This is a genomic window from Pontibacter sp. HJ8 (assembly GCF_054824225.1).
In genome coordinates this window covers 1-8,251 of the sequence record NZ_JSYF01000349.1, presented here as the reverse complement: position 1 = coordinate 8,251, position 8,251 = coordinate 1, and the positions used below count along the sequence as shown (strand labels likewise).

The following is an 8,251-nucleotide window of genomic DNA, read 5'->3' as shown; positions in this document are numbered from 1 at the left end:
CTGGGCTGCCCCTCACGTTGCCGTAGCGGTTTCTGTTAAAGCGGTAGGGTTGAGAGGTATGGAGCGGGGGCGTATACTTTACAAACTTCGGGAAAAGGTTAATTTGTTTTCCCGGGTGCCGGGTGCATATCCTAAAAAAGCCAGGGGGTGACGCAGCTAACCGCGTCACCCCCTGGCGTATCATCCGAGCCGCTAGGACTTAGAGTTTCTTCAGGCCTTTTGTGTCTTGTTTGTTGCCTTCTTTGATACTAACCGCAACACCACCACCCGGAGCCAAGGGCTGCTTGAGCACACTCTTAGAATTCACGAGTACTTTCCGGATCGTGTATTTCTGCGGATTCTTGTTCCAGCTGGCATCTTTTGCATCCGCATAAATGGTGGCAATGTAGCTTTTACCCTTCGGCAGATAATCAAACCGTACGGTAGCGGTACGGGCATTCTCATCCGTAACACCACCTACATACCATTCGTTTTTGCCTTTCGCTTTGCGGGCAATCGTCACATAATCTCCGGGCTCAGCTTCCTGTACGTAGGTATCGTCCCAATCCAGGGCAACGTCCTTAATGAACTGAAAGGCATCCGGGAAACGGGTATAGTTCTCCGGCAGATCGGCTGCCATCTGCAGCGGGCTATACATGGTGACATAGTAGGCCAATTGCTTCACCAGCGTCGTATTCACCCGCTGGTTCCCTGTACCGTAGTACGACAGGTCGGTCTGGAAAATACCCGGCGTATAGTCCATCGGGCCGCCCATCAGGCGGGTAAACGGCAGGATGGTAGTATGGTCAGGTGCCAAACCTCCCATCGCTTCAAATTCGGTACCACGGGCCGATTCCTGCGCGATCCAGTTCGGGTACGTGCGGTGAACGCCTGTTGGACGAACGGCTTCGTGGCTGTTGACCATGATCTTGTAATCGGCGGCCGTCTCGGCTACGTGGATGTAATGGTTCACCATCCACTGTCCGTCGTGGTGTTCGCCCCTCGGGATAGGTTTGCCTACATACCCTGTTTTCACTGCATTGTAGCCATTGTCCTTCATAAACTGGAAGGCTTCGGGCAGGCGCCTTTCATAGTTGGTGGCTGATGCCGACGTTTCGTGGTGCATCATGATCTTCACACCTTTGGAGGCCGCGTAGGCATTGAGCTCCTTCACGTTGAAATCAGGGTATGGCGTTACGAAATCGAACACGTTTTCTTTCCAGTTACCAAACCAGTCTTCCCAGCCGATGTTCCAGCCTTCCACCAGTACGGCATCGAATCCGTGCTCCGCCGCAAAGTCAATGTGCTTTTTAACGTTGGCATTGTTTGCGCCGTGTGTGCCGTTCGGAGTCAGCTTTGTAAAATCATCGCTCAGCTTCACATTGGTTTCTTTGCCATAGGCCCAGGTGCTTTTGCCGGCCACAAAATACTCCCACCATACGCCAATGTATTTCACCGGCTTTATCCAGGAAACATCTTTGTAGGCCGTTGGCTCATTTAAATTCAGGATCAGCCTGGAAGCCAGGATATCGGTTGCTTTGTCGCTTACGATGATCGTTCTCCAGGGAGTATGCGCATCGGTTTGCAGGTAGCCTTTGTTACCCACCGCATCAGGTGTCAGGTGCGCACTCAACCGGTAGGTTTTCGGGTCCAGGTTCAGCTGCATGGCTGGATAGTTGATCAGCGCAGCTTCGTGAATGTTGATATATAACCCGTCCGAAGACTTCATCATAGAAGGAGTCTGCACGGCTAGTGTTTTGATCGGGAACTGGGCATGCACATCGATGGTAGCTTTCTGCATCAAGGAAGGGATCTCCGATATCTTCGATGTGGTGTAGGCATACTCATTGGTGTCATAGTCACCCGGTATCCAGAAAATCTTGTGGTCGCCTGTCAGGTTGAACTCTGTCTGCTCTTCTTTGATGATGAAGTATTTCAACTCCGGCTGTTTCGGAAACTCATACCGGAAACCAAGGCCATCGTTGAACAGTCGGAAACGGATCTGGATAAAGCGGTCTTTCTGCTCGGGCTGCTTCAGGGTGACCAGCAGCTCGTTGTAGTGATTGCGGATCGTCTTCTGCTCGCCCATAATAGGCTCCCAACTATCGTTTACGGTAGCCTGTTTGGTATCAGCAACTGTAAACCCAGTCAAGAACGAAGGAACGTCTTTGGTTTCCAGTCCCAGCCGGCTTTGCCTGATAACGGGTTTCTTTTTGTAGGTGAGCTCATATGCCGGAACGCCGTTCTCCAGCAGTTCAAACTTTAAGGTGAAGTTTTTGTCAGGAGAGGTGATCACCTGCGCGTGCACCAGCGTGGAAATGGTACAGATAAACAGGATCAGAACAAACCTGCGCATAAGCCAGTTGTTAGCTGCAGCACCTGCGACTACGTGTGATAGATTCATAGGAGAATTTATTGGTTTACATTGAGCTCTTTGGAAGCAACATGCAGCATGGCAGGCCATGAGCGATTGAAAAACAAATAACGGCAAAAAATATTATTTGCAGGAAGCAACTAGCCAGAATCAAATACGAAACCCCGCTCTCAGGTACGTGAAAAGGAGAAAATTATTTTAAACTCCAGGTATAGCCGGACAAGCAGAAGTCACAGCGTATGCTTCTTTCCTTGCCGATGTCCTGGCTGGCGGCATGAAAGCCTGGCTATCATCTTATGGTATTAATTGTCATCATGCCCGAGTAGCTCACAAAGCACAGTGCGATAAAATCAGAAATGTATCCCGGGCGGAAAGGGAGAGAGGCTGTGTATACTTGAGGATAAAAAAAAGCCCCCGGAAATGGTGGCTCTTCTTGTGCTTCTTTGCTAAGTCTTAGTTACCAGACGCTCCCTGGCCGGCCGGCTGGGCTGTTGGCGCAGCTATCGGAACGGCTGTTGGAGCGGCTGCTCGCTGCGGTTTGTAAATGGCACCAGTAGCAAAATCGATGACAGCACCCGGCCAGAAGAAGAGAACGTCGACTACCAGAGCAGCCACACGAATTTCTCTCGATGGTTGTCCAGGGGCTGGAGGTGTTCTTTGATATTCAGTCACAGGTCCGCCAAATACTGTTGCACAGCTAGAAACGGAAGCAGCAAGCAGAACCAGTGCTGCAGCTTGTTTAACTCTTTTCATCTTGTTGAATTATAGGATTGGAAGATAATTTATGGCGTAAACTATCTAATATTTATCATACATAAAAACCCGTATATATGACATATTATATTTTTCTTTTGCTCAACTTTCCTAGGATTCAGAATTTTAAATCCATTTCCTTGTTTAAACCATCATTGGCGAATAAGAAATAGTTTTATGCTGATCCGGACAATGAAGAGAAAGGAGAACTTTCCTTTGCGCAGTGCACTGCATACCTGTGTTTAGTGGAACCTGATACCGTTCGGAATAAAACCGGTTGCCCTAAAAGCAGCCAAGCCTTGGTCCTGATCTGCAATAAACTGAAACGCACAATTGCCGGACATGCTATAGAATGATCCAAGGGCGATTATGCTTTTGGCTCGTGTTTAATCTTTCGGGGCAGGCAGTTCAGCGGCGGGTTAACCCGCTACACTAAAGGACAGGCTTCAGCACCACCGGCGTACATCAAATAACCAGCCGGACGCCGCCCAGCTCCTGCAGGCCGTAAGGAAAGTGGTCTCCGGGCGAGCCGATGAACATGAAGTTTTTGGGGATTCCCCACTTGAGCGAGAGTTCCTGAATAAGATCAGGCCCGAAGCGTCCTTTGAGTATAACAAAATCCACCTCTAATTCCGGGTAGGCCAGGTCCAGTACCTCTACTTCGTGCATTAGTTTTTTCGGTGGTGTCTCCCCTTCCTTCAGCACATTCACGATTTTGATCCGGTTGGTGTGCTCATTTTCCACAATATAGCGCATCACCTTGTTGATGTTAGCGATGTTGTCGCCCCTGGTAAAGAAGACAAATTGCTGTGCCCGGATAGTGTGGATCAGGCGAATTATTTTACGCGAGTTGATAGGAAGTCTTTTCTTTAGCTGCCGCTCTATTTGTCGCAGCAGGTAGGCGGCGAAGATGAGCAGCTCGATCCGGTAGAGCATGATGAACACGATGGCAACTGTCGGGAGAAAATACTTCAGGAAAACCCATACATAGGCTGGGTTTAAGATGGCATTGCCAATCAGGGCCGCCAAAACCGCTGTAATAGCCACAAACAAAACGAGAGCGGAAGCGCGGACCGGACGCGGAAGGCGGTTCCTGCGAAACTTAAGCAGGACGTTGCCTAAACCAAACAAGACCATGACTGACAGAAAAGAGATGGTATAGACGCCTGCCAAAGCCCCGATATCGCCCAGGGTTATGAGCAGGATGGAAACGCACAGCAGAAAAAAACTGATCATGATGAGGTAAGCCGAGCCCCTGTTGTTCGTTTTCAACAGGAACTGGGGCAAACAACGGTCCAGTGTCATGCGTTGCACCAAGCCCGTCACCCCGACGTAGGAAGTCAGCACGGCCCCGCTCAGCACCATGGCGGCATTTACGGAGACAAGCCCGGCGAGCCAGTTGCCGCCTGCAACCTCTCCCATGTAAGCGAGCAAAGCCGTCTGATTTTCGGCTACTGCCGCCATAGGCAGGATGGCAATGGCCAGAAAAGCGGTGAGTGGGTTAAAGATAGTAACAGCCAACCACATGTTGCGCAAAGTCTTGGGGAAAACACCCGGGGCTTGTTCCTCCACAAAGTTGGCCGAACTCTCAAAACCGGAGATCCCCAGCATGGCTGCCGCAAACCCAAAAAACAGCGCCTTCCATATATTTCCCTGCAAGGGCTGGCTGTAATTGAGAGCCAGCGTATCAAACCCATGGCCGAAAAGGTAGGTGAAACCGATCACCACCAAAAGTGTGAGCGTCGAGAGATGGGTGATAAAAATAATGATGGCTACAATGGAAGACTCGCCGATGCCCATGATGGTCAGGCCCATGAAAAGGGCCAGGAGGGCGATAGTGGCATATAAAATGGGAAGGCCTTCCCAAAGATGGTGCACGTAATGCATGGCTTCACTGGCAGAAATAACGGCAGTGGCCATGTAGGAAAGCAAGGTGAGGCATGCCGCCAGTGAGGCTGTGCTCTTACTGGTTGTATTGAGTAGCGCATTGTAGGCACCTCCGTTCAGGGGCAGTGCACCGACCACTTCGCCATAGATGCTGCGGAACAGAAACAGCACGCCGCCGACCATCAGCAGAGCCACCCAGGCGTACTGGCCGGCATAGATGATGGCCAGCGCAGATACATACAGGCAGGAGGAGGTTATATCGTTCCCACAGATGGCGGTGGCTGCCAGCTCTTTTAGTTTAGGCGGATGAGAGGATGAGCCGGAACGGGAAAGATCGTCTTGCATAAGTCATCGGGGAAGATGCTATGCAGTATACGAACTTGCGTTAAAAGGTGATTTAGAGCTTTTCGATTTCTGAAAAATAAAACAGAAGATACCAACCTCAGGCTTGCTTATACTCTTTGACCAACAGTGCAAGGCCAGCTACAGCGGCAAATTTCTGCCTGCCCCTTGTACACGGCGAAAAGCGAATAGGTAGAACCAAAAGTGTTACACACGCCGCCCAGCCCCGTTAGAGGAATAGCTAACCCAAGATTTTGCTGTCAAGCCAGCTGCTAAATTTTTTAGACAAACGTAAGATAATTCTATAGGCCGCTTTCGCCTTAAGGATGAATGCCTGTAAACAAGCACACTGGGTCAAATCTAAGCTGGTCAATTGTACAATCCTGTTGTAAGCGTGTAGTATGGAAGAGGAAGAGAGAAAAAATGCGAGGAGTGGAATCAGGCTGGGTATGATTCTTTTTGTAGGCACCATCCTAGTCATTGCGGCTATCATTCTCATTGATGTGTTAAGATAGATGTACAGGAGAAGAGCATCTGGCGCTCAGCGTGTGCAAGGAAGCAACTTTAAATTTTACTTCTAAGTGCTGTCTGTACCCAAATTATAGTTTTACTGAACACACAGAAGATTAAGCCAGGAGCCAGTCCAGTGCTGCTGCCTTACCTGTGAAGTTCTGATAGGCGACTAGAGGATTTGATTGGTGTACCTCTTCTGCAACCAGATTTGCTCTGCGCTCCTGTGCCGCGACAGGAGTTCCGATACGGGCTACCATTTGCAGTCTTGTCTTCATCAGTTCCTGACTAAACTGTAGCATAAGGTTCCGGTAGGCTTCGTCTTCAACTTCTACTACGGCCTTACTGGAATCTATCAGAATCTTCTTCACGTCATAGGAGATAACATGCTCCACAATGATGTCTAAGCAACGCTCCACTTCGCTGATGGAGTGAGCCTGAATATCTGGCAAGGCAACCGAAAGAATATCTGTAGCAGGATTATAATCTAGCGTGATGATGCTATTATGGTAGATAATCATGGCTGCTAAAGCTGGTCGGTTGAAGTATCATTTTGCAACCATGCCAAGGCTTCCGCCCTTCCTGAAAAGTTGCGAAGTAGGAAGGGGAGTGCTAATGCTTGTTGCACGTGTTGGATGTTTCCCTTTGCCTGTACCTCTACGGAAGGACTAAGGGACTGTGCCCGCGCCAGTTTCTGAACGCGCGTTTGTGCCAATGCGCTGGCTAAGTAAACAGATATTTCCCTGCTTTCTTCCGGTGTCACAGATACCACTGTTTTGGTAGAATCCAGCAGCACCTTCTTCACGTCATAGTTTCGAACCCTATCTGCCAAAATATCTATGGTATGCTTTATCTCCGGTAGCAGATAACCGTGCAGGTCAGTATACTCAATTACTACAATGTCGGTGGCAGGGTCATAGTCCAGCTTAACAATGCTGTTTTTAAAGAGAATCATTTGGCGTGAAGTTCAATTTTAGGAAAAGTGCGGAGATCTTTGCCTGAAGAGCAGTTGGTGGCGTGTTAAGTAGACAGATGAATTTTATGCCACCTGCTTTTCCAGCAACCAATTCATGGCGTCTGTCCTGTTGGAGAAGTTTCGGAACTCCATAGGCAGGTTTGCTTGCTGTCTTACTTCAGCCGACTTTGCTTCACGCTCCGAGTCTGTGGATTCAACCCGGGCAATTTTCTTCAGCCGCGTTCCCATCAAAGCCATACCAAAATTCATCGCAATTGCTTTGTACGCTTCGTCATCTTCGTCTATGTCGACAATGGAATTTGACGAATCCAGCAAAAGCTTCTTAATGTCGTAAATTCGGATGTTTGTGATGATGACGTCTAGACACATTTCTACTTCTGAGAGCCTAAAATGCGTTACGTCTGGCATGCTGGTTTCCAGAATATCCGTTGCTGGATTATAATCCAGCGTTATGATTTTGTCGTGTAAGACCACTTCTATGGGATTATCCGTTTACTACAAACCTACAACTTTTTATGCAATTAAGCTTCATGCCACTCCCAAGGCTTTGCTTGGTGTTAATATGCAACGTCACCTGTAAAGCAATAAACCCTTGCAAACTATTCGTCTACAAGGGTTTATCTTACTCTGAGGTAGCGGGAACAGGACTGCTAATAGTTATACTTGTTTTACAGTGATTGCACCTAATTTGCTTTACAGGACTAAAAATGATTGTTTTAGTTGAAAGCAAGTGCAATTAAATGAAAGGTGTTAAAACAATTTTGGTCACCTTTTGGTCACCTAATTTGGCTTTTTCAAAAAAATGGCAAATGATAGTTCCAACTGTATGTATCGGCCTATTTTTGCAACCATTTAAAACTTATTGAAATGAAAAAACCAAGTGTGACATTCTGGCTCAAAAAGACAGCAGGGAAAGAAAGCGACAAGCCAGTACTCATTATGTTGAACTTCTCTTACCACAGCCTGCGGTGTAGACTTTCGACAGGTCTTACTATTAAGCCATCTAATTGGCACAAAAAAAATTCTCTTCCGAAAACCAGCTTTGCAGACTACAGTAGTTATAAAAGTACGTTACGCGGTCTAGAAGAAGATATGCTGGAAATTTATGACGGTTACGCTGAAAGGGGTATTATTCCAGAGCCTGCTACCCTTAAAATAGAAATGCAGCAAAGGCAGGCGCAACATAAAGGGTCTCTAACGCATGAAGCTGACGTAAAAAGTATACACCACTTTTTCAACGAGTTTGTGGACGAAAAGTGTCTTGAAGTGAAAGAACTTACATTGAAAAAATATGCCACCTTGCAAAATGTACTACTTCAACAATTTGAAGAGTTGAATAAATGCACGCTGTCTTTTGACACCATGGACTTACTTTTTGAAAAGAAGTTTAAGTACATGCTACATAACCATAGGAACACGTGCAATAATGC

Annotated in this window: 7 protein-coding genes; 1 reads left to right on the top strand and 6 read right to left on the bottom strand. The window is 47.7% G+C overall.

Annotated features, from left to right (window positions below):
- Window positions 1–199: 199 nt before the first annotated feature.
- The 6 genes from OB13_RS15040 to OB13_RS15015 form a co-directional block, all read right to left on the bottom strand.
- On the bottom strand, window positions 200–2,383 hold the full coding sequence (locus OB13_RS15040; protein ID WP_461490993.1) for a glycoside hydrolase family 97 protein: 2,184 nt from the start codon (window positions 2,381–2,383) through the stop codon (window positions 200–202).
- Between the two features lie 423 nt (window positions 2,384–2,806).
- Window positions 2,807–2,968 (bottom strand): hypothetical protein, encoded by a 162-nt coding sequence (locus OB13_RS15035; protein WP_461490992.1) that lies wholly within the window; start codon window positions 2,966–2,968, stop codon window positions 2,807–2,809.
- A 603-nt stretch (window positions 2,969–3,571) separates the two neighbouring features.
- Complete coding sequence (locus OB13_RS15030; RefSeq protein ID WP_461490991.1) at window positions 3,572–5,338, bottom strand: APC family permease; 1,767 nt, start codon at window positions 5,336–5,338, stop codon at window positions 3,572–3,574.
- A gap of 623 nt (window positions 5,339–5,961) precedes the next feature.
- The gene (locus OB13_RS15025) at window positions 5,962–6,366 is read right to left on the bottom strand and encodes a hypothetical protein (protein WP_461490990.1); all 405 of its coding nucleotides are present in this window, start codon (window positions 6,364–6,366) and stop codon (window positions 5,962–5,964) included.
- Between the two features lie 5 nt (window positions 6,367–6,371).
- Window positions 6,372–6,800: a hypothetical protein gene (locus OB13_RS15020; protein WP_461490989.1), complete on the bottom strand. Its 429-nt coding sequence runs from the start codon at window positions 6,798–6,800 to the stop codon at window positions 6,372–6,374.
- Window positions 6,801–6,884: 84 nt separating this feature from the next.
- The gene (locus tag OB13_RS15015; RefSeq protein WP_461490988.1) at window positions 6,885–7,190 is read right to left on the bottom strand and encodes a hypothetical protein; all 306 of its coding nucleotides are present in this window, start codon (window positions 7,188–7,190) and stop codon (window positions 6,885–6,887) included.
- Between the two features lie 498 nt (window positions 7,191–7,688).
- Between OB13_RS15015 and OB13_RS15010 the strand changes: the two genes are divergently transcribed.
- Window positions 7,689–8,251: hypothetical protein (locus OB13_RS15010; RefSeq protein ID WP_461490987.1), on the top strand; the 563-nt coding region annotated here is incomplete at its 3' end.